Raw genomic sequence first — 24,326 nt, 5'->3', positions numbered from 1 at the left:
GGGGATCACCTCGCCGATCGCNCCACCAGGCCGGCGTGATCGTCGGACACAACCAACTCGACGCCCTTGAGGCCGCGCGCCTTGAGGCCGACGAGGAAGTCCCTCCAGGCCGAGCGGCTCTCGCGATTGGCCATCTCCACGGCCAGGATCTGGCGCCTTCCGTCCCAGTCGATACCGACCGCGATCAGCACCGCCTGGCTCATGACAACACCGGCTTCACGCACCTTCTCGTAGCGCGCATCGAGGATGAGGTAAGGAAACGGCTCTTGAAGCGGGCGCCTGGCAAAGGCAGCGAGGCTCTCGTCCAGCCGCTTGTTGATGGCCGAGATCGACGAGGCCGAGAAAGCATGACCGCACAGCTCTTCCGTGATCGCCTTGACCTTGCGGGTCGACACACCCTGCACGTACATCTCGGCCAGCGTCGCCACCAAAGCCCGTTCCGAACGCTGGTAGCGCTCGAACAGCTCGGTGGAGAAGCGCCCGGCCCGGTCCTGCGGAACCCGCAGTTCGAGCTTGCCGACCCGCGTCACAAGGGTACGGCCGTAATAGCCCGAGCGATAGGCAAGCCGTTCGGGCGTGCGCTCGCTCTTCGAGGCACCCAGCGCCTCGTCCATCTCGGCCTCAAGCACCTCCTGCATCACCGCACGGAGCACTTCGTGCAATCCATCCGGGTTCGAAAGCAGAATGTCTTTGACGGCAGCGCTGGCGGTCTTAACTTCAGTCTTGGTCATGGTGGCGTTCCTTCGCGGGAATCAGGTGACGTTGAACATCACCAGCCTGCCATGACCGCCCTCTCTCAGCGAATTTGCAGAACTCTCAGCACACNCTTCAGTCTTGGTCATGGTGGCGTTCCTTCGCGGGAATCAGGTGACGTGAACAATCACCAGCCTGCCATGACCGCCCCCTCTCAGCGAATTTGCAGAACTCTCAGCACACTACCACGGGCTGCCGGCGAGCTGCCCCGGCGTGTGGAAGCTCAAAGGCGCTCGGGGGTGGTTCTCACTGACCGGGTCTGGAATCTGCCAGTCCCAGGAAAAGGTCCCTTTGTCGACGACGACGTCGCACGGCAGGAGGATCATGAAGCCATAGGTCATCGCATCGATAACGGGCGGGCACTGCTTGAACGTGCGAATGTCGCGGCCGTGGATCGCCGAATAGGCAGTGGCGGGCATTGCGCGCAGCCAATCCGGTAGAGCACCGCGCGCGAGGATCGGGCGTGGCAAATGCTCGATCAACATCGGATCACATCGGAAAATGACACGCATCGTCGCCTCCCGGCGTTGCGGTACCACGATTGCCGATCACACTCCAAGCGGCGATAAGGTAGGGCAATGCTGCACTAACACCTTGGACAAATTGGCGAGTTTTTCTTCAATTCAGGCGAGACCCAGCCATTTGCTAGGCCAAGCTGTTCCAAAGGCTATCCGGAAGGGCGCAACGCAGTCAACAAACCGCCGCGTCACACATGACCAACGGCACAATCGCCACCAAGACTGCCGCGTTTGCGAGGATAAACGGAGGGCGCTGCCAAGCAACCAGGCAAAAGATGAAAATGACGACGCCAACGACAACAAGATGCAGGCGAAAAGTTCACCGTGTCTTTGCGAGAACGACAGTCGACATCGTAGCTTGCATTTTGTCGTCACGACAATCCGGGCATCCTGTCTCGCCTGATGCGCCCTCGTCGGCCGACAGTGTATACGCAGATCAAAATGAAGGCAGACGGCATGGCGCAGCCAGTCGTTCGGATGATTGGAAGCTGAACAGCTGATATCCGCAGATGCTGTCGAGCGCGACGCTTGATAGGCTACTGCTTCCGTGCAAATGCTCCGTCATGCGAATTCTCCTCGTCGAAGACACGCACGACGTTGGCGAGGCAATCAGCCGCCGCTTCGAAACGATCGGCCATGCGGTCGATTGGGAGACGGACGGTCGTGCTGCCGCAGAAATCCTCGGTTTCACCAGCTACGATCTCGTCATACTCGATGTCATGTTGCCCGGCCTCGACGGGTTCGAAATCGTTCGAAGGCTCCGGCAGGCAAGAAAGACGACCCCAGTTCTGATGTTGACGGCCCGTTCGGAGATAGAGGACCGCGTTGGCGCGCTCGATATCGGCGCCGACGACTATCTGGTCAAACCGTTCGATTTCCGCGAATTGGAAGCGCGCGCCCGTGTTCTGCTGCGGCGGAAAAGCGGCGAGGCGACCAACATCGTTCAGTGCGGCGATGTCGTGCTCGACCGCGCCAGCCGCTCGGTCCGGGTAGGCAGGCGCGAGGTGCAATTGAAACGACGCGAAATGACGTTGCTTGAGATACTGGCGTCGCGGCCAGGTCGCGTCTTCAGCAAGGATGAACTTATCGATCAGCTTTTTGGGTTTGACGAGCCGGTCAATCAGAACGCGATCGAACTTTATGTCGGCCGGCTGCGCAAGAAGCTGGAAGGCGCCAAGGCGCAGATCGTCACCGTGCGGGGCATGGGATATCAGCTGGCTTCCGATGATACCGGCTGAGCCTTCCCTTTTCACGCGCCTGGCGGTCCGCATCTCGCTGGTGCTGGGCCTGGGCGCGGCTCTTCTGGTGAGTGCGGCGTGGTACTACGCGCGAACCGCCGCCGATGACGCCTATGACCGGCTTCTGCTAGGTGCGGCGATCCAGATGGCGGACAGCCTTACGGTTGAATCCGGTTCACTCATCGTCAACTTGCCGGTATCGGCTTTTGAGCTCCTGGGCCTCGCCAGCCGCGACCGCATCTTCTATCGCGTGATCGATCCTTCCGGCGCGACGCTGACAGGTTATGCCGATCTGCAAACAGAAGTTGATCTGGCAGCAATACACGATGTCCCGGTATTGGAATCGGCGCGTTATCGCGGCGAACCGGTCCGCATAGCGGTGGTGGCTCGCGCTCTATCCGATCCCGCCGTATCCGGTTGGGCGCATGTCATCGTTGGGCAGACCACGGAAGCGCGCAGTGCGCTCGCGGGGGAGTTGACGCTCAGAGCGACCGTCCTCCTGGTTATCATGAGCATATTGGCATTGGCTGGGGCGATGGTGGCCATTCGCTATTCTCTGCAACCGGTCAAGCATCTGGGAGCGACGCTTCGCCGTCGTGATCCACAAGACCTTACGCCCGTGACAGTCGTCGTCCCGCGAGAATTGCGGCCTTTCGTTACTTCCATCAATTATTTCATGAGTCGGCTCGACGAGCGCGTGAAACTCCTGCAGCGCTTCATCGCCGACGCGGCGCACCAGATCAGAACGCCGCTGACGGCACTTACCGCGCAGCTCGATCTGTTGAGTCAAGCCAAGCTGGACAAGTCGAGCCGCCAGCATCTCGATCGCATACAGCAGCGCGCCGGCGAACTTGCGCGCCTGACCAACCAGTTGCTCAGCCACGCCATGGTCATCCATCGTGCCGATTCCGTGCAGCTTCAGCCGCACCACCTGGCAGACGTCGCACGGCGCGCTTTCCGTGCGGCGGTTCCGATAACTATCGATCCGGACATCATCGTCTCCTTCGAGGCGCCTGACGATGAACCTGTCGTGCTTGCGGACGCCGTCAGCCTGCGTGAAGCGATCGTCAATATCATCGACAATGCCCTGCGCCACGGAGTGATGTCGCGCCTTGAGGTCAGGGTACGCAGCGACGGTACGCTTGCCCATGTCGAGGTCGAGGATGACGGACAGGGCATTCCGCCGAGCGAGTGGGAGCGAGTCACGCAGCGCTTCGAAACGTCCAAATCTCACGACGGCAGCGCAGGTCTGGGTTTCGCCATCGCGTCGGAGGTGGCGGCGGCTCACGGTGGCGCGCTGACCTTTCGCGAGAAAAGCGAGGATGGCGGGAAGCGCACGCAAGGGTTCACCGTCACCTTGACGTTGCCCATCGCCAGAGAGAAGGCAGGATGATAGCGAGAGCATTGCGGGCATTCACTTTACTGGCTGCAATCCTTTTGTGCGTCGATCAGGCGGCAAGAGCTGCTGAAGGAAGCAGCGCATTTTTCCCTTCGCCACAGCCGGAGAAGGATCGACTGTCGATCCACGCCGCGACCGATCTGGTGGCGATGGAACCCCTGATCCGGGACTTTCAGTCCGTTTTCCCCAACGTTGCAGTCGACTATGTTGAATATGTCACCAACGACTTGCAAAAGAGTGCCAGCGAAGCCTGTCGGACGGGCGCGGTGCTGGGCGACATCTTGTTGTCGCCGTCGGTCGACCAACTCGTGAAGCTCGCCAATGACGGCTGCGCGGCGCCGCACGTGTCGGCGGAAACCGCGCATGTCGCCGACTGGGCAAACTGGCGCGACGAAGTATTCGGCTTTACCTACGAACCGGCCGTCTTCGTCTACAACGCCCGCCTCGTGCCGTCCGGCGACGTACCGCGCACCCACATCGAACTCGCCGATCTTCTTAGGCGGCGGATCGATTTTTATCGTGGGCGGGTCGGAACGTTCGACATCCGGCTTTCGGGCATCGGCTACCTATTGGCGTTCAGTGATGCGCGGCAGACGACCGCGGTCTACGGTCGGCTTCTGGAAAGCATGAGCCGAGCGGAAACCGTGGTTCGTTGTTGCACCGCGGAGACCCTTCAGGACGTTGCAAACGGGACCCTGTATATTGGCTACAATATGATCGGGTCATACGCCTATGCGGCGGCCAGGGACAATTCCGACTTAAGGGTCGTTGTCCCGCGGGACTATGCGCTGATACTCAGTCGTGGCGCGCTCATTCCGAAGACGGCACCGAGTATGGCCCTTGCCAAACGATTTCTCGACTACCTTCTGTCAGCCCGGGGACAGAAAGTCGCGAGGGAAAGTTCCTTTTTCTTCGCCGAGAATGGGCAATTGCCTGACGGAGCGGACGGCCCGGAAACACTTGGCGAGTCTGGTATCGCGCGCGCCATTCGCATCGGCCCTGCGTTACTTGCCGTACAGGACGAGGCGCTGCGCCGCCGCTTCATCGAAGATTGGAGCAAGTCGATGATCGGTGCCCAGGGCCAGCGACCGTGACCCCGCAGGATGCCGCTCCAAAATTTCAACAATCTCAGCGATATGTCGATGTGGCCGATCCGGCTGTCGTCGAGAAACTGAGCACGACCCATCGGGCCCAAGTCGGCTGAGCAAACCTCTACATTGCCGTGACAGGTTGGTGACAGGTCAGGATGATACTCGCCTTTTGTGCCTGGAGGATGTACGATTTAGGCGAACTTGGAGGAGACCTCAATGAAAAATCGTCTTGCGACGATGACGGCCGTGCTTTCGCTGTCAGCCGCTTTCGCGACGCTTGCCCCCGCTGCCGAAATTCCCGCCGGGTATCCGGACAACTACAAGGATCTGGTGGCCGCCGCCACCGCGGAAGGACACCTCAGCATCTATTCGACGACCGATGCGGCGCTGGTCCAGCCCTTGCTCAAGGATTTCGAAGCAGCGTTCCCCGGGATTGCCGTAGAATATTCCGACCTCAATTCGACCGAACTCTACAATCGCGTCATTGCCGAAACCGCTTCGGGCCAAGGCACGGCGGATGTCGCCTGGTCTTCGGCTCCGGATCTGCAGATCAAACTTGCCGCAGACGGTTATGCGCAGGAGTACAAATCCGTCGAGGCGGCTCACGTTCCGGCCTGGGCGTCGTACAAGGGCATGATCTATGGTGCCACAGCCGACCCGGTGACTTTCGTCTACAACAAGCGTCTCGTGCCTGAAGGCGATGTTCCCGCAAGCCACGCCGATCTGCTCAAGCTGATGACCGGCAAGACCGCCGATTACGACGGCAAGATCGCGTCCTACGATCCGGAAAAGTCCGGGGTCGGCTTCTATTTCTACAACCAGGACGCCAAGACCTGGACCGATTCCTGGGCGCTCAACAAGGCTTTTGGCAAGGCCCATATCAAGCTCTACAGCTCCGCCGGCTCGATGATTGAGAAGGTCACGTCTGGCGAACATTCCATCGCCTACGGCATCTTCGGCTCGTATGGCCTCGCCAAACAGGCCAAGGACGAGAACCTTGGTGTGATAATCCCCAAGGATTATGTTTTAGTGACCACCCGCGCCACGATCATTCCAGCGGAAGCCAAGGATCCCAATGCGGCGAAGTTGTTCGTCGACTATCTGCTGTCGGCGCGCGCGCAGAAGCTGATCGCCAACGACATCAAGCTCTATGCCGTTCGTGATGACGTTGAGGGGGCAACCACGCTGGCGTCCATAAAGGCCGCTGCCGGCGAAAATGTTCATCCGATCGCGCTCGACGACAAACTGCTCGAAGGCCTGGACGAGACGACACGGCTGGCGTTCCTCAACGAGTGGCAGAAAGCCATGAAGGGCGAGTAATCGCCTGATCGGGAGTGCCGCCACAATCGGCTCTTCCGCCCTTCTTGCTGTTAAGAACCATCGGAACGGCGCGCTTGCGCTCTTGCTAGCGGACGGCCCCCGGCTTTGTTCGAGGCGATCATGCCCTTCCGCGTCTTTCGTGTCAGCACCAATCTCCTCGCCATCCTGGTGGTGTTGGCGCCGGTAACGCTGATCATCTACCAGAGTTTTCTGTCCGGCCCGTTCTTCCAGAAGACCGCGCATCTGTCGCTGAAGGCTTATAGCTTCATCCTTGCAGATGCGGATTTCTGGCTGGCGCTGACGACTTCGCTCAAGCTCGCGGTGGGGATGACATTGATCGCCGTTCCGGTGGGAATCCTGCTGGCGTTCATCATCGTGCGTACCGACGTGCCGGGCAAGCGCTGGCTGGAGCCGATCATCCTCATCCCGGTGTTCATGTCGGCGGTAGTGCTGGCCTTCGGCTATGTGATGACGTTGGGACCAGTCGGCTTCGTCTCGCTGGCGGTCAAGTCGGTGATTGGCTACGTGCCTTGGAATGTCTATTCGGTGACATCGATCGCGATTATCGCCGGGCTCACCCATGTCCCGCATGTCTATCTCTATGCGTCGGCGGCGCTGCGCAATGTCGGCGCCGACCTGGAAGAGGCGGCACGCATCGTCGGCGCCGGCCCCTGGCGCGTCGCCGCCAGCGTGTCGCTGCCCATGGTGATGCCGGTGGTGCTTTATGCGGCGGTTCTAGTGTTCTTCCTTGGTTTCGAACTTTTCGGCCTGCCACTGGTGCTTGGCGATCCGGAAGGGGTGTTGGTTCTCGCCACCTATCTCTACAAGCTCACCAACAAGCTCGGGGTTCCTTCCTACCAGTTGATGGCCGTAGTGGTGGTGGCGATCATCATGATCGCGCTTCCGCTGGTGGTGCTGCAGCGCTACATGCTGCGCAATGCCAGCCGCTATGTGTCTGTCAAGGGCAAGGGCAGCCGGCACAACCCCATTCGGCTGGGCGCGCTTCGCTGGCCGGCCTTCGCGCTCGTAGTGGCATGGTTCGCGGCCACGGTGATCATACCGGTGGGCGGCGTCGCAATTCGCTCGCTGGTGACAAGCTGGGGCGTCGGGGTGAACATCTTCGAGGTGCTGACGTTAGATCACTATCGCGATCTCGCTGACTATCCGAATGTCGTCAGCGCCATTGTCAACACGGTCGGTGTTGCGGTCATCGGCGGTGCGGCTTCGATCGCGGCCTATACCGCCGTGGCACTCGCCGGTCACCGCTCGAACGCACCCCTGACCAAAGTCGTCGACTACGTGGCCATGATACCGCGGGCGATGCCGGGTATTGTGGCTGGCCTCGCCATGCTGTGGATCTTTCTGTTCTTCAAGCCGATCGCGCCTCTGCGTGCCACGATGATCTCGGTGTGGCTTGCCTATACCATTGTCTGGTTCGCCTATGGCATGCGACTGATTTCCGGAACGCTCCTGCAGATCGGCAAGGAACTCGAGGAAGCCGGCCGGTCAGTTGGCGCCAGCGAAGGCCGGGTCGCCAGGGACATCACGCTGCCGCTCATCCGTGGCGGGATGTTCTCGGCCTGGCTGCTGATCTTCCTGATCTTCGCGCGTGAATATTCGACCGGCGTTTATCTGCTCGGGCCGGGAACCGAAGTGATCGGCTCGCTCATGGTTTCCCTGTGGGGCACCGGCGCGATCGATCTGGTCTCCGCTCTTGCCGTCATCAACACCGTCATCATCGTGACCGGTCTCGCCGTAGCGATGCGCTTTGGAGTCCGCCTCAATGACTGACATCATCATAGACGGCCTGCGCCTCAGTTACGGCACCCTCGAGATCCTGAAAGGTGTGTCCTTCTCGGTCGAACCAGGCCAGATTGTCGCCTTGCTCGGCGCCTCCGGGTCCGGCAAGACGACGCTCTTGCGAGCGGTCGCCGGTCTGGAAACACCCAACCGCGGCAAGATACTGCTCGGTGACAGGCCGCTTTTCGACGCGGAGCAGAACATCAATCTGGCGCCGGAAACGCGCGGTCTCGGGCTGGTATTCCAGTCCTATGCGCTGTGGCCGCACCGGACGGTGTCGGAGAATGTGGGTTATCCGCTGAAGCTGCGCAAAGTGTCTCGGGCGGATCTTGCCAGCCGCGTCCAGAAGGCTTTGGACAGCATAGGCCTCGGCAAACTAGGTGAGCGCTATCCGCACCAGCTCTCCGGCGGGCAGCAACAGCGCGTCGCGTTGGCCCGCGCGCTGGTCTACGAGCCGAACGTGATCCTGCTCGACGAGCCGCTGTCCAATCTGGACGCCAAGCTGCGCGAGGAAGCGCGGATCTGGTTGCGTCGCCTCATCACCAATCTCGGCCTATCGGCACTGTGCGTCACCCATGACCAGGTCGAAGCGATGGCGCTCGCCGACCGCATCCTGCTGCTCAATGGCGGCCAGATCGAACAGGACGGAACGCCCAAACAAATCTACAACAGGCCGAAGAGTCTGTTTGCAGCAGAGTTTATGGGCGCCAGCAATCGCCTTGACGGCGTGGTCGCCGCCATCAAGGGCAACCGTGCGGAAATTGTCGCGAACGGCATCCATCTCGTGGGCAGTGCTCAGGAGGAGCTGACCGTCGGCACCAAAGTCACCGCACTCGTCCGGCTTGAGCGGGTGACGTGGTCCGGGAAGGACGGCCCGGGGCGTATTGCCATGACCTGCGTCGAGAGCCTTTTCCTCGGCGACCGGCACGAGGTGATTTTCGAAGGCAATGACCTGACGGTCCGGACTTATTCCCGCGATGCCCTTCCGTCCGGCCAGTACTACGTTGAATTCCCCGTCGAGGACCTGATGGTTTTCGCGGCGGAACGCGGGAGCCGAACGCTGGGCACGACCAAGTAATTTGATGCGGGCATTGAAGTTCGACCACCCGCTACCGCGAACGGCGACCACAAAAATTCCGCCGGGAAGAAGAAGCCGTTCGCGGCAACGAGCCGGTCGTAAATCTCGTTCAGCTCGTCGGTCGTGACGCTTTTGACCGAGCGCTTTGTCTGGCCCTTGCCGACCCAGCAAGCGTCATAGACGCGCTGGGTGACGCCCTTCAATGTTGGGCCACCAGGATCATTCTTATTGTTTTGAATAGTCGCCTTCGTGCGCGAGCACCTTGGCAAGCGATTCCTTCTCACGGGAAACTGCCATTACAATTCCTCTTGGGTTGTGTTGATGCGTGTTTTCCGGCTATGCCATTCGGCAGAGGCGGATCGAAGAATGTCGGCTATTTCGAAGTGGATTCGGGACGCACGTGCGAAATTGCCCGAGCATGTTTCTGTCGGCCGCCACACCTATGGCGTCACTTGGCGGAAGGTGCTTTTCCCAACTAGTGAATCTCCCCTAGACGTGGGGAGCTTCTGCTCAGTTGCTGGCCAAGTCCTCTTCATGTGTACTGGTCAACACCAGACAAAGAGTGCCACTTCATTCCCGATTTATAGCCGCCTCCTGAAGCAGCCTGAGCCGATACCCAACGCCGGAAAGCCTGGAGGCATTACGATTGGCAACGATGTTTGGATTGGCCACGGCGCCATCATATTGCCAGGCGTGACCGTTGGCGATGGCGCCGTTGTGGGTGCCGGCTCCGTGGTCACCAAGTCTGTCGAGCCGTATTCAATAGTCGCCGGCAATCGTGCACGAGTCATCCGCAGTCGGTTCCCTACTGATGTCATTGCACAGTTGCTGGAAATAAAGTGGTGGCTATGGGAAGAAGATAAGATCAAGAGCGAGGCAGCTATTCTCACCGGTCCGATCGAGACTTTCATTGCTAAGCACGCGACCAGAACCAAGTCGGTGTCGAGCCGGAAGGTCTAGCGATCTGGGCCATCGGCGCGATGCGATGTCGTCACGCCTGAACCTTCCTGGGAACAAGGGATTGGTGTAGAAACGATCGATGAGAAATTTTACGCTGAAATTGCTCTACCAGTATGATGCCTATTTCGCGGGGCTGGCTGCAGCGGCGACCGGCCTATCTGCCTACAGATTGGGTGCCGGATACTGGCTCTCAGGCATTGCCGCGCTGGCTATTTTCCTGTTCGTCGCCATAGCGGTTGACCAATATTTTCTCTGGTCATTCGATAATTACCGCGACCGGCAAAACAGCAGGACCAGATAATCATCAGGCCCAAGCCCCTACAACAAATGGGTTGTGGAGCAAAATTAGGTATTGCTGGGCGGCCGAAAGGACTTGGTCGGGTACATCGCCTACGGCGACAAGGAATTATACCACCGCGGCGTAGGCGCGAAGATGATTGCAGGATGGAGCGCTCGGACCAGGCTGAGGGCATCCGCATCGTCACTGTAAACTTCCGAAATCACCAGCGATCCGATTGAATGTCTTCATCATCGCCCCTGGCGATCGCATGACTTTTGGAAGCTCCTCTGGCCCGAAAACAACCAGCGCCACCACAAAGATGACCACCAGGTGGGTGATGCCAAATCCGAACATCGGTTCGGACTCTCGCGCACATCGCCGGTAGCGACAATCTCTCCGCGGTTTTGCGACCGATCCGGTTGAACGCCTCGATCGACACCGCCAAGCCCGGTCATCAAACCGCTCGCATGGGCCATTCCACCATGAGGCCGCGCGATTGCCGTTCATATTTCGGGCCATGTGGACCGCCCGTCAACCCCTGCAAAACCTTGTGGTGAAGCCGGAGCTTGACGGCGAAAGTGCGGAAACCGGCTTCCATTTAGTCAGCATCTGGCGAAGGCCGCAGGGTCGAGCAGTTGCTTCGCGTAAAAACGCAAGCAGATCAAGATGACCGAACCGATCCGCTGTGTCATCGACACCGTGAACGATCCGCACGAAATCAGCCTCGATGAGAATATCACGCGCGAGGTAACCAGCTTCAGGTGTTGTTCGTTCATCCGACGATTTGAGCAGTGGACGGGGTGGTTGTGCAAGCCTGCCGCCTACATCGATTGTGCGTGTCGTCGCGGCAGCTATGACGGGGAATCGTTCAAATCCGCTGCTTTAGATTGGCGATTTCGTCAAAGACTGTGTGTTACGCCACTCACCTGCCGCTAAAGATGAAGAAACCGCGCGATGGCAGTCAGGCAAAGGGCATAAAAGGGGCTTGATCTCATGAACAGAGTTGTTCTCATGGCGGTAGCACTTGCTGCGATGCTGTTCGGCACGTCTGTCGAAGGCAAGGCCGCGGGCCTGGTCGCCACCATTGATGTATCTTCGCAGACCATGACTGTCAGCCGCTATGGTCAAGTGCTTTACCGATGGAGCGTATCCACCGCCCGCAAGGGTTACATCACCCCGCGCGGCGCCTATCGGCCGCAACGGACAGCGCGGATGTGGTATTCGCGCAAATACGACATGTCGCCTATGCCTTATTCGGTATTCTTCCGTGGCGGCTATGCCATTCATGGCACCGGCGCGGTGAGATACCTTGGACGCCCGGCGTCGCATGGCTGTGTCCGCTTGCACACCGCCAATGCCGCGACCTTCTATTCAATGGTGCGGGAAGTTGGCTTCGGCAACACGCGGATCGTCGTCACCGACTGAGGCTCGGCGCCGACGAAAAGACACCCACGGCAAGCGGCCGTGCCCGCCTTTGGCTGGCTCTCGCCCGGCGAGATGGTCAACGACTTCACGGAGATCACGCCGGGGCCGTTGATGATGCGTGCTGCAGTTCGTCGGCCATATTGCGGCTTTCCGCGCACTAGGCGCGCTCAATCCGCTCGACGGCTTACCCGCAGTCGGGGCACGAATGGGTTGGGTCAGGCGTCCGGACTAAGCCGACGGCGTTGGAATCCACCGGTTGTGGTGGGCCAAGATCAGCTAGTAGTCATCCGTTTTGGGACAATTGCCCGTGCGAAAAGTTCCCGAACTGCATGACAGCGAACCGGCCGCGTTGACCCGGATAAAGCGTGTGGCTCAAGGGCAGGTCGTTCCAGCCAATTGACACGGGCTTCAGGGGCAGAAATGGCCAGTACGATCGCTCCAGCAATCGCTCTCGACAATCTCCCGTGGGCTGTCATCGTCAGCCTGTCGGCGCGACTTGATCCCTTCCGGTCAGTTCATGTACTCGACCATGCGGTCGTGGAAGCACTCGCACTTGTTGAGGGTGTCTTCGTCCTTGTAGTTCGTCTTGAGATAACCATAGGCCATGCCGCAGGCGACCTTGGCTTCCGACGCCCAGATGAAGGCGGGGCGGGACGAATTGATCCATTCCGAGCTGTTGGCGACGGCCACCGACTCGTCCATGAGCTTCACCACCTCGGTCTTGAGATCGACGATGTTGTCGTTCAACACCAAATTCGACGTGCCGACGGTCCGGCAATAGTCGGCCACCGGCCCTTCGATAATGTCGGCGGCCTGAAGTCCTGTCGCGCATATCGACAGCAGCCCGGCTCCGAAAGCCACTCGCAAAACTCTGTTCATGCTCCTCACCCCGTCCCTTTCGCCCCTTAGACCACGTCCGTCTTGGTGCCGTGGCTGTCATCGTAGAGTATTTTGACCGCATCGGCGGCGCTGTGGAATGTGTAGTTCTCAAGCACGGCGACCGTATGATAGTTGTCGCCGCCGCCGTCGGTATCGACCTTGACCTCGGCATTGGCCGAGGACTGCGCGATCTCCACGAAGCCGCCGCCTACGAGATCGGTGACGCCAGCCAAGCCTTTGAGCAACGAGGAAAGATCAAGCTGGTCGCCATCGTGGAAGTCTGCGATCAGGTCGGCTACCTCGAGCGAGCCGATGGTGAAGGTCCTTGTGCCATCGGAGGCAACGGACGTTTCCACGGGCGCAACAAGTGAGGTGTTGAGTTCGACCTCGATATAGTTGCCGGTCGTGCCGTCGGCCATCTGGAAGGTGCCGTTGCTTGCCACGGCCTGCCCATCGATTTCGCCGACAGCGGAGGTCGTTGTCGTGCTGATCGAAATAATACCGTTATCAGCAAGGTGTGACAATTCCCCAGAGTCACTGATGCCGTTGGCGTTGGCGTCCTTCCAGATCAGCAGGCTGCTGAAGGCATCGTCGTATTGATCGATGACGCCGTCATGATTGCTGTCGAGCGATGCAAGTGCCGCCGCGCCGCTGGCGAAATGGCCGCCGCCGAAACTCGGCGTAAACAGCTCGGTGCCATCATCGATCTTGCCGTTATGGTTGAGGTCGATCGCCAGCATGCCGTCGTTCGAGGTGTTCCAGGCAATTTGGTCTTTGGTTCCGTCACCATTGATGTCAAACTGGACGCCATGGCTGACGTCGGAGAAGGCGAAGCCATCATGGTTCAGATCCAGGATAATCGGATCGACCGATCCGCCGATCAGGGTGTTCAGGTTCGCTACCGTGACGTTCTGGAGATCGACCAGTGCTCCTACGCCGGCATTGGTGGTTGTCTGGGTATAGACGAACGTATGATTTACGCCCGAGATGGTTGCCGTGAATGCGAGCGTCGCCCCGGCGTTTCCGATGTCTGTGCCCATGAGATATTGGACAGCCGCCGCGAGAGCTGCGGTTGAGGTGATAGCCAACGGCGAGCCGCCGGCATCTGTTCCGAAGAAACTGGCGATGCCGTTGGTGACCGAATGAGATTCCACTGTATCTCCGCCGATCGTCAATACGGAGTCTCCTGCTCCGTCGACAAGGCCGGCGGTGGCGGCCACCAGAGTCCCTGGCAGGGCCAACTTGTCGGTCCCGGCGACGAAGTCAGTGATGATGTCATAGCCGGTGATCGTCCCGGCATTGCCGGTTCCGCCTATAACGGGTGTCGAATCCCCAGTCCCGATCAGGAAGGTGTCGGCGCCGGCGCCGCCCGTCAGGAAATCGTTGCCGCCCCGTCCGATAATGATGTCGTTTCCACCGCCACCGGACAGATGATCGACACCGGACGTACCATAGATCTGGTCGGCCAATGTGGCGTCGCCATTCACCGTGATGCCGGGATCGCCCGGATCATGCGAGAAGAAGGAGAAGCTGACCGAGCGCGCCTGGTAATTGCCACCACTATTGTCGAAGTAAGACAGCGTCCATGAGTCGCCGGCTGTAGGTGGGTGTGCGATCAAATAGCTGGCAAGCGTCGTGGAGGTGGCGTTGCCGCTGCCGTCCAGAAGGAAGATATGGTCGTAGTCGACAGTTGCCTTCATCAGGCCGGTGGCCGGATCGTAGAACCAGCTCTGTTCGAATGTTCCGGCGGTCAGATCGTCTTCGACAACTGCGAAATGGTTGGTGCCTATGACTATCTCGACCTGGACTTCCTGTTCGCGATGCGATCCCGCACTGCTGTCTCCGAACACGCCGGGATTTCGCTCCGCTACAGGTATCGGCGTTACGAAGGGCGACTCTTGAAAGTCGGTATAGACTACTAGAGTCGCGCTATGAGGATCGGCGATTATAGCATTTACCGTGGCTTGTGACAGGGCCAGGGTCGTGACCTGATCATTTCCCGAGGTAAGAGGGCTGCTGCCATTGCCCACCTGAGCAGTGTCGCTGGGCAGACTGGTCGGGGGCACTTCGTGGATGCCGACAGTCTGGACAGTCGTGTCGGTGCCATCGAAGACATTCAGCGTAAGGTTGGTGTTGACAGTATCGGTTACCGAGGCGGTTGGTGTGTAGACCAGGTTACCCAGCAGGTTGATGCCACCGGACGGATTGTAGAGCACGGTGCCGGTTGTCAGGGCGACATAGGTCACGCCGTTGTAGTAGAACACCCCAGTCGGGATCGTCCCTGTTGCGGTGACGATCAGGTTGTCGCCATCCGCATCCGTCGGGATCGAGACCAGCAGCGGATATCCATTGGGATAAGTCGGCGTGCCAAGGGTCTGCTGCCCCGGGTCGCTCGACATCCAGTTCTGGGTGCTGGCAACAACCGGTGCATCGTTGACGTCCGTCAGGTTGATGGTCAATGTCGTCGTCGAGAAGTCGCCGTCGCCGTCCTTGATTGTGTAGACGAACACGTCCGTGGTGTTCGCGTTAATGCTGTGAGCCGTCGACTGGTAGGTGTAGGAGCCGTCGACGTTGAGGTGAAGCGTGCCGTGCAGGCCCACAATGTCGGTGTTGACGCCACCCGATACTGCTGTCGTGGTGTTGCCGCCCGCCGCCCGTACGCCATCGATCGTGGCCCCGTCGGCGCCGGCGACGTCATTGACGAGCACGCCTGCCGCCGCCAATACGGTGAGCAAAGCGCCCTCGTTGACATTGCCGGTATCGGCATGCGCCGTCGGCACGTCGTCGATGATGTTGATGACCAGGTTGCCGGCCGGTGCGNATCCTTGATGGTGTAGGTGAAGACGTCGTCGTGGCCGCCCTGCGAGCCGGCATCGCGTACATAGGAGTAGGAGCCGTCGGCGTTAAGCGTCAGCTTGCCGTAGGTGCCCTGGATCTGCACGCCGAGCGAGCCGGTGAAGTCGGCATTGGTGTCGCCGGCCTGGACGCCAACCACCGCTGCGCCGTCTGCACCCAGGACATCGATGCCGGTCACCGGCGAGGTGGTGCCCACCGCCGTCAGCACGTTGCCGGCCTCGGCCGTGAACTGGTTGGAGGCTACACTGTCGGTATCGGCATGCGCCGTCGGCACGTCGTCGATGATGTTGATGACCAGGTTGCCGGCCGGTGCGCTGTCGCCGTCAGTGTCGGTGACGACGACTGCGAAGCTGGCGGTGGTGTTGTCGCCGGTGGTGTTGTCGACGAGCGTGTAGGAATAGCTGATCGTGCCGGCGCCGGTGGCCGGATTGTAGACATAGCTTGCCGTCAGCGAGCCGGTGGCGTCGGTGAAGGTCTGCGCGGCGCCGGTCAGCACATGGCCGCCGAGCGAGACTACCGACACGCCGTCCGGCGAAGTGAAGCCGATGGTGCCCGAGGTGGTCTCCGAGTTGGCGGCAGCGTTCGAGCCCGCGGACTCGCCGCCGCGTGCCGGAAGGCCGGCCTCATAGACGGTGGTCTCTCCTATGAGCCCAATCGATGGCGTGGAGTCCTTTCCCAAGACGCCGATGGTCAACTCGCGTGGCTCCAACTGCCCAAACTGCAGGTCCGTCGGGGGGAGCAAGGCCGAAAGGTCGAATCCGTCACCGATACCGCCTGGGGGAACCGTAAAGTCCCCACCAGCACTGCCCGGGGCACCTCCCGGACCAGCCGACATGGAACCGTCGGCGCCGAAGGCGACATCGACGTGGCTTGCTTCAAGGGCGGCCAGCAAGGCAACGCGCGGCACCTCGACGTCGCCGATGATGAAGGTCGGCACGTTCAGGGCGCCATCCTTGATCGCGATCACCGAGCCGTCGGCCTGTTCGAGCAAAAGGTTGTGGCCGTCGACCTTGATGTTGTCGATGGAAACGCTGGACGGAAGCCTGACCATGTTGCTAGCGTCGGCCACATATTCATGGGGCGCCGCCGCTGCGTTCGCCGCCGCGGGAGCCGCCGGTTGAACGGGCGCGCCGCTTCCGACGTCGACCGGCACCGGTTCGGACGCTGGCGGCGCGGGCGGCTGCGTCGAAGTTGCTTGCGCAACCTGGATCTCTACCGGCGTTGCCTGGCTGCTGTGTTCATTCGGCCCGGAATGCTCGTCGGCCAAACCCGAAAAACTGTCCAAATCGATATTGGTGGTCATTGCTGAAATCCCTCCGGCATTTCCCGGCAAGAGACAGGCACCTCCAAAGAATTGCAACCACTTGTAAGGCTGATTGATATAATCAGGTATGACGCTGCAGTTGAATGTTTAGGCTTAGTTAACTTCCGAGATATACTATGTTATGCGCGACCTGCCGTGAACGGGCGGTCGTGTCCCATCAGGTGGTGTAGCTCGGCAGTAGCGAAGCCGCTCACGAGCGCGCCGTTAGTAGCGCTGTAGCGAGCGAGCGGCGTGTGGGTGGTCATCGGCGCTTTCCGGTAGGGTTTGGTTGTTGACGCCAACCCATTTCGGAAGGACCACCGATGACCGACGACATGATGAACCTGCGCACGCTCGTGGAGAAGACCCCGGATGCCGATCTGCTGCGGGAGATGATCGGCTTTGCCGCCGAGCGACTGATGGAAATGGAGGTGGGCGCGGCCACCGGCGCCAGCTATGGCGAGAAGAACCCGCTGCGGCTCGCCCAGCGCAATGGCTACCGCGACCGGGACTGGGAGACGCGGGCCGGCACGGTCGAGCTGCGCATCCCGAAGCTCAGGAAGGGAAGCTACTTCCCAGGTTTCCTCCAACCGCGCCGCATGGCCGAGAAGGCGCTAACCGCCGTCATCCAGGAAGCTTATGTGCAAGGCATCTCGACCCGGTCGGTTGACGACCTGGTCAAGGCCATGGGTATGAGCGGCATATCCAAGAGCCAGGTCTTGCGGCTGTGCAAGGAGATCGACGGGAAGGTGAAGGCCTTCCTCGATCGGCCGATCGAGGGCGATTGGCCATACCTGTGGATCGACGCCACTTACCTGAAGGTCCGCCGCGGTGGGCGGATCGTCTCGGTCGCCGTTATCATCGCCGTCGGCGTTAACGCGGACGGCCGGCGCGAGGTACTGGGCATGGAGATTGGCACCTCGGAGGCCGAGCCGATCTGGACAGAGTTCCTGCGCAAGCTGACACGTCGCGGCCTGCGCGGCGTCAAGCTCGTTGTNCAACGCGGACGGCCGGCGCGAGGTACTGGGCATGGAGATTGGCACCTCGGAGGCCGAGCCGATCTGGACAGAGTTCCTGCGCAAGCTGACACGTCGCGGCCTGCGCGGCGTCAAGCTCGTCGTCTCCGATGCTCACGAAGGCCTCAAGGCGGTCGTCACCAAGGTGCTGTGCGCGACATGGCAGAGGTGCCGCGTCCACTTCAATGAGGAACGTGCTGGCCCATGCCGGCAAGAGCGGCCGCAGGGTCGTCTCAGCCTTCATCGCCACCGCTTTCGCCCAGGAAACGCCCGAGGCCGCGTCCGTACAATGGCGCGCCGTCGCCGACCAGATCCAGCCGAAGGTGCCGAAGCTGGCGACAATCATGGACGACGCCGAGCCCGACGTGCTGGCCTACATGACCTTCCCCAAGGAACATCGCGCCAAGCTCCACTCGACGAATCCGATCGAACGTCTCAACGGCGAGATCAAGCGGCGCACCGAGGTCGTCGGAATCTTCCCGAACGACGATGCGGTCGTGCGCCTCGTCGGCGCAATCCTGCTCGAACAGAACGATGAATGGGCAGTGCAGCGGGCCAGATATATGACTCTGGAAACGATCAGCCAGATGAGCGATGATCCCCTGATCAGCCTGCCAGCCGTGGCGCGCTGATCAGCCCGGCNCTCTGGAAACGATCAGCCAGATGAGCGATGATCCCCTGATCAGCCTGCCAGCCGTGGCGCGCTGATCAGCCCGGCCCATGCCGGAGAGCACGGCGACTAATGCCGCCAGCTACACCACGCCGCGGGACACGATCTGACGGGCAAAATGGCCGGATTATGCCTTCTCAAAAAACAGAAAGGGAAACCATGGCGCGAATAGCAGTTATATGATCTCTGCCAGGGACTTTCGTTCACCGGGGCAACGAGAAATGACGATCCGAGGTGTCCAATGCAGAATGGCTCGGGCGGCGCTGGGACTGAAAATAAGCGAGCTGGCCAGCCTTGCGGGGGTCGCCCCGACAACGATCACGCGATTGGAAGCTGGCACTCCAATAGGTCCACGAACACTCAGCTCGATTGAAAAAACTCTTGAGGAGGGAGGTATCAGGTTTGTCTTCGCTGAGAATGGAGACTGCGGCATAATGCTGAGTCCGTTTCAAATTACCTTTGTTGTGGAGTAGTATATATAAGTACAGCAGGGCAACTGCTAAGAAATCACCTGTCAAGCCACGCAGGAGGCGGCTGATGGAATATTTTTGCGGACTGGATGTTGCGTGGACGAAACTGCGGTGTCCGTCGTCGACGAACATGGTGAGGTGCATTTGACGGTCAAGGTGGAGACCGATCCGGATGCGTTGTTCGTGGTGTTGAAGCCGTTCGTGGCGCGGCTGCGGCGCGTCGGCCACGAGGCCGGATCGCTGTCGCCCTGGCTTAATCCCGAGCTTCTGAAACGCGGCCTTCCGGCGATCTGCCTGGAGACACAGCACGTGGGCGCCGCGATGTCGGCGCAGCGCAACAACACGGATGCCGCCGATGCGCTCGGCATCGCCCACATCATGCGCACCGGCTGGTTTCGTCAGGCCCATATCAAGACGCAGGATTGCTATCGGATGCGGCTTTTACTGACCCACCGGCGCAACCTGAAGCGCAAGTTCGTCGATTTTGAGAACGCCTCCGGCACTCGCTGAAGGCGTTCGGCATCAAGCTTGGCGGCACGTCGCGTGGCGCTTTCGACCAGGCGGTGCTCGCGGCCGATCCGCTGTCAGCCGAGTTGATGGACGCCATGTTGTCGGGGCGCGCCGTTCAGTGGCGGGAATATTGCCGGCTGCACGATCTGGTGGTGAGATCGTCGCGCGTAGCGAGCTGTGCCGACGCTTCATGGCCATCCCCGGCGTCGGCCCGGTGACGGCGCTCTCCTTCATGACGGCGATCGACGATCGCGCTTCCGCCGCTCGCGTGACGTCGCCGCCTACTTCGGGCTGACCTCGCGGCGATGGCAGTCGAGCACATCGATCGACGTCCAGGGACGCATCTCGAAGGCTGGCGACGCGGCCGTGCGGCGCGCGCTCTACGAGGCGGCGTCGGCGCTGATGACGCGCCTCCGCGGCATGGACAAGGGCAAAAGCTTGGGCCGGGAAATCGCCAAACGCTCCTGCCATCGCAAGGCGTGCGTGGCGGTGGCGCGCAAGCTGGCGGTGATCATGCACGCCATGTGGAGCGACGGAACGTTCTACGTCGGCGATCCGGCGGCAAGCCCAACCGACGCTGCCCAGCGCGCTCATCTCAAGGACCGCAAGCTGCTCGGAGCCCATCGATGAGCAGGGGATCGTCAGTTGAAACGCAGGGCGTCAGCAACGTGAACGACGCCAGCTGAACACGAAGATCCGCCTTGGCGGATGAGGACCGATGCAGACCAGGAACGACGGAACGCACGTTATCTTGCCTGCGGCCGCGCCGATCCACAGACGGCCGGACCGCGCTCGATTGCCTGTGACGATGCTCCGCCAGTCCGATGGAAAAGTGCGCCACGACGGTTCGAGCGCTGCCACAGTGCAGCCGAAACACCCGTCGCAGAGCGCGTAAGACTGCTCGGCGCATCGGAACTCGACGCCAAAACGTGGAAACGTAGCGTGGAGAATAAATTCGTATATTATCGTAGATGGAAGGAGAAACGACGATGCGTACAAATTCTCGCCTAGCACGACCGATTAAGACGGCTAGATAAAAGGCCGCGAGGTGCGGGCTGTGGCGGTCGTGTTATTCCAATAGGTTATTCCCAATTTTCGCGAGGTGCCTGTTTTTCCTGCACCTCTCAAGATCGTCGATTTTCGTTCTTCGTCCGTAGCTTAGTGCGATGTGCGACCGCCCGGCTGGCCTTTGTGGGGCTCGGGCTTGGAAAGGAGGGCGTGGTGAGAGCCGCTCGTCGGTAGCTAACGAGCTGTTGGATAGACCACGTTAGAACCTCGCCGACCCAGCCTGTATTGGCCCGCGATCGGCGAACGACCCCCGCCGCAGAGACGCGTCACTTCGGCCCGTGGAGCCGACGTCGCCAGCGCCGGCCGTAGGATGGCGGCCGAGCGCAGGCTTGTCGGCAGGCGCCGTACTCGGCACGGCGGATACAAGGCTCCACGGCCCCAACGAAACGCGTACCGGTCGAGACACGTCCGCCAACAACATTCAAGCTTTCATCGGGTCCGGCATCGGTCCAGAGGCACTGTGCATCGCCCGGCCGCATTGGCTCTTGACTGCCAGAGATCTACCCATCCTGACACGAATACGCAAACCGTCGTGTTACGGTCTGATGGTTTTTACGCCACTTGCCTAATCGCCATCAAAGCAAATGGGAGAGGTTGCCATGTCTAGGATCAACCGCCGCGCCTTGCTTCTCCACTCCGGCAGCGCAGTCGTCGCGTCGTCGATGACGGCAGCGGCGCTCGGCGCGGAGCCTCCGACCCGAGACCAAGAGCCATCCAGTTATCTGCGAGCGCTGATTGAGGCGCACAAGACAGCCTATGCTGAGTTCGGCAAAGCTCTGCACGAGATAGGCGGTGGCAGCGACGACCGCGCCAGAGCCAGCCGGGAAGAGGAGAGGGCGCTGCTCGCCATCTGCGGCTATCCTGCCGTTGGAGGAGATCGCCTGGTCAAGGCCCGATATCTTTTAGAGATCGAGGCGCGTGGCGAACTCGACCTCGCAGAGCATATGCAGGCCATTCTCCGATCGACGATGTTGAAGGGTTGATGTGACCGGCTCGCGGATGGTCAGGTGATGAACGTCTGGCATGCGCCTTCACGTCAGACATTTGTCGTGACAAATTCCCAAAAGCTGCGCCTTGTGTAACTGCCGGATGGGACGGATTCTGGCTGGACCGCCTCTATTGGCCCGCTGCGTGAGAGAACGATTGCAAGTGGTGGAGCGCACGGTAGTTTTGTTTTCCGAGAATTTCGGGTGCTTTCGCTTCAGCACTCTCGTGAGGCAGAACCTATCCTTGGGCGCCTTCCGCACCCACTCGGAACAAATAAAGAACATAAACGCCGTTCAAGGAATATGCTCCGATCGACCAGGCGTTTGCGATTGCTTATGAATCAACATGGTTATGTGGTCCGGAAAGCTCAATCGATTGACGAATCGAGCGCTCAAGCCGAAACCATGGCCGACATTGGGGAATGGATAATGGTCGGTCTGAACTGGGATAAGCTGCTCAATCCACAACGCCGCAAGGATAAGGCCAGAGGAAAGAGCGTTGAGCGCTCCGCCAAGACCGCTGAGCATCGTACCGAGCTCGAACGCGATCACGACCGTATCTTATTCTCTACGCCTGTCAGACGGATGCAGGACAAGACGCAGGTGTTTCCTCTCGATCCGCATGACAGTGTGCGTACGCGCCTGACCCATAGCCATGAAGTCGCCAACATGGCCCGCAGCTTTGGCACCGCCCTTGTCTACGTTTATCCTGAAGAGTTGAAACTGCCGAAGAGCGTCGTGGCGGAACGCAACGTCCCTGCCTTGCTTGAGGCTATCGGCCTTGCCCACGACCTGGGTAACCCCCCGTTCGGCCACCAAGGCGAAGACGCCATCCAGTCTTGGATGAAGGCCAGAGCTCCGGAGATATTCGAGGGATTGGACGAGGCTGCACTCAGGGACGACTTTTTGCGTTTTGAGGGCAACGCGCAGGCATTCCGGCTCCTGACGCGACTTCAGATCGTCAACGACTCTTTCGGCCTGAACATGACCTATGCCTTCCTCGCGGCGCTCATGAAGTATCCCAGCCCGTCGGACAAGGTGAACAAGAAGGTGCTTGCGCGCAAGAAGTTCAACTACTTCCAGTCCGAAGCCGATATCGCTGAGGAAGTGTGGGCCGAAACGGGCTTGGGTGAAGGGATCCGCCATCCGCTGACCTTCATTATGGAGGCCTGTGATGACATCGCTTATTCCATCGTTGATGTGGAAGATGCTGCCAAGAAGGGCCTGGTGAATTTCGATCGGCTGGCCGGCTTCCTGGAGTTCGAAGGTGCCGGCGATGCGTGCATCGAGTCGGTACTTGCAAAGGCGAAGGAGCAGCACCATGAATTTCGGGCGCAATCATTGTCTGCCGCTGAACTCGACGACATCACCATGCAGATGTTTCGGGTCAACGCTATCGGCGTGATGATCGTGGCGGCGACCAAAGCCTTTGCCGAAAATCTGCCGGCGATGATGGTGGGTAACTTCGACAAGGAGCTTATGGCGGCATCGGAGGCAAATCGCTTGTGGTCCCTCCTCAAGAGCTTTGCCGCCAAGCATATCTATACGCACCGCCAAGTGCTCGAAGTCGAACTGCGGGGCCACCAAACGATCCACGGCCTCATGGATATCTTCTGGGCTGCGATCACCAACCGCAAGGACCCGCTCGACATCGGCTCGAAGCGTACCACGCCCTTGCATCAGTACGTCTACTCACGCATTTCGGAGAACTATCGGCGTGTTGCCGAATCTCCCGACAACCGCATGCCTATCCGGTATCGTGAGTTGCAACTGATGACGGACATGATGTCCGGCATGACGGATAGCTTTGCGATTTCGATGCTTGACGATTTGCGTAAGCGAGGAGCGGCATGAACGTCAGCCTTCATCTGCGCGACCGAGGCCTAAGCGACGACATCGCTGAATTCATCAGAGGATCGCAGGGTTCCGAGATCGGCGCGCTGGTCGATATTCTGGGTGGTGCAGGTGATAGCGCGATTTTCGGCGGGCTTCCGCGTGACTTCGCGCGCGAGGGTCGTGATGCGTTCAACTCCGACGTGGACGTTGTCGTCGATGCTTCGCCGGACGTGCTCGATAGCCTGCTCCGCACGCTTGGCGGTCAGCGCAATCGCTTCGGTGGGTATAGGCTCAAATACGGTCGCTTCGACTTCGACATATGGGCGCTTCAATCAACTTGGGCCGTGAGCCACGGCTACGTGGCAGTGCACTCGCTAGACGATCTCGTGAGGACGACGTTTTTCGACTGTGATGCGGTGATCTTTCACTGCCGAACACAGGTAATAACGCGCTCGGATCGGTTCTGGACGAGTATCGAGCACGGCATTGTCGATATTAATCTCGAAGCCAATCCTCATTATATCGGCACGCTGGCCCGCACACTGAAGATATTGCTGGATTGGCGGCAGGATCTTGGCCCCAAGCTCACGAGCTATCTAGCAGAAGGCATGGCCCGCAACAGCGGAGAGATCGTGGACTATGTGGCGCGCAATGGCTTGGGTCGCTGCCTTGCAGCCGGCAGTGATCCGCACGCCGTCATGTCGGAGCTTTACGAGCACGCGGCAATCAAATCGTTCACCGAGGGCTCTTCCCCCTTCAACCATCTCCAGTACGGACCAGGCGAGGTCGACGGGCAAAATAGTTGCCTGGAGCTTCTCAAGGTCTGGTGGCGGTAACGCTTGAGGGTCAGTCTTCGTAGCGCTCGCCGGC

General features: G+C 60.1%; 18 protein-coding genes and 5 pseudogenes. 17 read left to right on the top strand and 6 right to left on the bottom strand.

Annotated features, from left to right (window positions below; all coding sequences use genetic code 11):
- Positions 1-731: pseudogene (locus X771_RS06490) on the bottom strand (IS256 family transposase); the annotation flags it as partial.
- 204 nt (positions 732-935) lie between these two features.
- The gene (locus X771_RS0134700; RefSeq protein WP_031215577.1) at positions 936-1,265 is read right to left on the bottom strand and encodes a hypothetical protein; all 330 of its coding nucleotides are present in this window, start codon (positions 1,263-1,265) and stop codon (positions 936-938) included.
- A gap of 569 nt (positions 1,266-1,834) precedes the next feature.
- On the opposite strand from X771_RS0134700, the gene X771_RS142105 reads away from it, so the two are divergent.
- From X771_RS142105 to X771_RS142130, 6 genes are all read left to right on the top strand, one after another.
- A complete protein-coding gene (locus X771_RS142105) occupies positions 1,835-2,509 on the top strand; it encodes a response regulator transcription factor (protein ID WP_023673600.1) in 675 nt (224 codons plus the stop codon).
- Positions 2,496-3,902, top strand: coding sequence for a sensor histidine kinase (locus X771_RS142110; RefSeq protein ID WP_023673601.1), 1,407 nt, complete (start codon positions 2,496-2,498; stop codon positions 3,900-3,902). Before X771_RS142105 ends, X771_RS142110 begins: the two co-directional genes overlap by 14 nt.
- Complete coding sequence (locus X771_RS142115) at positions 3,899-5,002, top strand: ABC transporter substrate-binding protein (protein WP_023673602.1); 1,104 nt, start codon at positions 3,899-3,901, stop codon at positions 5,000-5,002. The genes X771_RS142110 and X771_RS142115 overlap by 4 nt, the downstream gene beginning before the upstream one ends.
- A gap of 213 nt (positions 5,003-5,215) precedes the next feature.
- Complete coding sequence (locus X771_RS142120; RefSeq protein WP_023673603.1) at positions 5,216-6,319, top strand: ABC transporter substrate-binding protein; 1,104 nt, start codon at positions 5,216-5,218, stop codon at positions 6,317-6,319.
- 120 nt (positions 6,320-6,439) lie between these two features.
- Positions 6,440-8,110, top strand: a complete 1,671-nt coding sequence (locus X771_RS142125; protein ID WP_031202992.1) for an iron ABC transporter permease — start codon at positions 6,440-6,442, stop codon at positions 8,108-8,110.
- Positions 8,103-9,197 carry an ABC transporter ATP-binding protein gene (locus X771_RS142130; RefSeq protein ID WP_023673605.1) on the top strand — a complete coding sequence of 365 codons (1,095 nt, stop codon included), beginning with the start codon at positions 8,103-8,105 and terminating at the stop codon, positions 9,195-9,197. Before X771_RS142125 ends, X771_RS142130 begins: the two co-directional genes overlap by 8 nt.
- Here the strand turns inward: X771_RS142130 and X771_RS1000000167215 are convergent.
- Entirely contained in the window at positions 9,119-9,481 is a 363-nt protein-coding gene (locus X771_RS1000000167215) for a glycosyl hydrolase 108 family protein (protein WP_245262725.1), read from the bottom strand. The genes X771_RS142130 and X771_RS1000000167215 overlap by 79 nt on opposite strands.
- Before the next feature lie 82 nt (positions 9,482-9,563).
- Between X771_RS1000000167215 and X771_RS1000000169800 the strand changes: the two genes are divergently transcribed.
- Positions 9,564-10,157: a CatB-related O-acetyltransferase gene (locus tag X771_RS1000000169800; RefSeq protein ID WP_023673606.1), complete on the top strand. Its 594-nt coding sequence runs from the start codon at positions 9,564-9,566 to the stop codon at positions 10,155-10,157.
- 79 nt (positions 10,158-10,236) lie between these two features.
- On the top strand, positions 10,237-10,458 hold the full coding sequence (locus tag X771_RS142140) for a hypothetical protein (protein ID WP_023673607.1): 222 nt from the start codon (positions 10,237-10,239) through the stop codon (positions 10,456-10,458).
- A 180-nt stretch (positions 10,459-10,638) separates the two neighbouring features.
- Here X771_RS142140 and X771_RS1000000168880 read toward each other — a convergent pair whose 3' ends face one another.
- The gene (locus X771_RS1000000168880) at positions 10,639-10,791 is read right to left on the bottom strand and encodes a twin-arginine translocase TatA/TatE family subunit (RefSeq protein WP_023673608.1); all 153 of its coding nucleotides are present in this window, start codon (positions 10,789-10,791) and stop codon (positions 10,639-10,641) included.
- Between the two features lie 172 nt (positions 10,792-10,963).
- Between X771_RS1000000168880 and X771_RS1000000167205 the strand changes: the two are divergent.
- Together X771_RS1000000167205 and X771_RS142145 are read left to right on the top strand one after the other, a co-directional pair.
- Positions 10,964-11,184, top strand: a pseudogene (locus tag X771_RS1000000167205) (chromosome partitioning protein ParB); the annotation flags it as partial.
- 246 nt (positions 11,185-11,430) lie between these two features.
- Entirely contained in the window at positions 11,431-11,862 is a 432-nt protein-coding gene (locus X771_RS142145) for a L,D-transpeptidase (protein WP_023673610.1), read from the top strand.
- Positions 11,863-12,372: 510 nt separating this feature from the next.
- Here X771_RS142145 and X771_RS142150 read toward each other — a convergent pair.
- Positions 12,373-12,741, bottom strand: coding sequence for a hypothetical protein (locus tag X771_RS142150; RefSeq protein WP_023673611.1), 369 nt, complete (start codon positions 12,739-12,741; stop codon positions 12,373-12,375).
- Positions 12,742-12,767: 26 nt separating this feature from the next.
- Positions 12,768-15,521, bottom strand: a complete 2,754-nt coding sequence (locus X771_RS142155; RefSeq protein WP_084566815.1) for a type I secretion C-terminal target domain-containing protein — start codon at positions 15,519-15,521, stop codon at positions 12,768-12,770.
- Positions 15,522-17,223: 1,702 nt separating this feature from the next.
- Between X771_RS142155 and X771_RS0134690 the strand changes: the two are divergent.
- The 7 genes and pseudogenes from X771_RS0134690 to X771_RS0134675 all read left to right on the top strand — a co-directional run.
- Positions 17,224-17,897 (top strand): annotated as a pseudogene (locus tag X771_RS0134690) (IS256 family transposase); the annotation flags it as partial.
- A 2-nt stretch (positions 17,898-17,899) separates the two neighbouring features.
- Positions 17,900-18,548: pseudogene (locus tag X771_RS01000000165295) on the top strand (IS256 family transposase); the annotation flags it as partial.
- A gap of 217 nt (positions 18,549-18,765) precedes the next feature.
- On the top strand, positions 18,766-19,059 hold the full coding sequence (locus X771_RS1000000167190; protein ID WP_348524363.1) for a helix-turn-helix transcriptional regulator: 294 nt from the start codon (positions 18,766-18,768) through the stop codon (positions 19,057-19,059).
- A 64-nt stretch (positions 19,060-19,123) separates the two neighbouring features.
- Positions 19,124-20,196 (top strand): annotated as a pseudogene (locus tag X771_RS01000000165290) (IS110 family transposase).
- A gap of 1,037 nt (positions 20,197-21,233) precedes the next feature.
- A complete protein-coding gene (locus X771_RS142165) occupies positions 21,234-21,617 on the top strand; it encodes a hypothetical protein (protein ID WP_084566813.1) in 384 nt (127 codons plus the stop codon).
- A 339-nt stretch (positions 21,618-21,956) separates the two neighbouring features.
- Positions 21,957-23,474 carry a dGTP triphosphohydrolase gene (gene dgt, locus X771_RS142170; RefSeq protein ID WP_245262730.1) on the top strand — a complete coding sequence of 506 codons (1,518 nt, stop codon included), beginning with the start codon at positions 21,957-21,959 and terminating at the stop codon, positions 23,472-23,474.
- The gene (locus tag X771_RS0134675; protein WP_050587475.1) at positions 23,471-24,292 is read left to right on the top strand and encodes a hypothetical protein; all 822 of its coding nucleotides are present in this window, start codon (positions 23,471-23,473) and stop codon (positions 24,290-24,292) included. Before dgt ends, X771_RS0134675 begins: the two co-directional genes overlap by 4 nt.
- The last annotated feature ends 34 nt before the right edge of the window (positions 24,293-24,326 follow it).

This window comes from Mesorhizobium sp. LSJC269B00 (assembly GCF_000502815.1).
Classification (GTDB): domain Bacteria; phylum Pseudomonadota; class Alphaproteobacteria; order Rhizobiales; family Rhizobiaceae; genus Mesorhizobium.
The sequence above is the reverse complement of the archived record's forward strand: the minus strand, read 5'-3'. Positions and strand labels throughout refer to the sequence as shown.